This is a genomic window from Pseudomonas sp. PDM32 (assembly GCF_019219225.1).
In the GTDB taxonomy this organism is placed as follows: Bacteria; Pseudomonadota; Gammaproteobacteria; order Pseudomonadales; family Pseudomonadaceae; genus Aquipseudomonas; species Aquipseudomonas laurylsulfatiphila.
This window is the reverse complement of record NZ_JAHUWE010000068.1, coordinates 1-258: the sequence shown is the minus strand read 5'-3', so window position 1 is coordinate 258 and position 258 is coordinate 1. Positions and strand designations below refer to the sequence as shown.

General features: G+C 61.6%; 1 protein-coding gene. It reads left to right on the top strand.

Features of this window, described 5'->3' with window-relative positions; translation table 11 throughout:
* A partial coding sequence (locus KW846_RS30630; protein WP_218486476.1) for a VCBS domain-containing protein occupies positions 1-258 on the top strand: 258 nt, incomplete at both ends.

The window sequence follows — 258 nt, the reverse complement described above, 5'->3', positions numbered from 1 at the left end:
ACCGGGTAACCATCGGTGAGGGCTCTGGCCCGATCACCCCCGGCACCTTCACCGGCACTTACGGCACCCTGGTACTCAACGCCAACGGCACCTACACCTACACCCTGAACACCAGCGATGCCGATTTCAAGGCCTTGCACGGCGGTGGTGACGGCACCGACACCTTCACCTACACCCTCACTGACGCCGATGGCGACAGCAGCACTGCGAAACTGGTGCTGCAGATCCACAACAACGACGATCCGGTAACCCTCAACG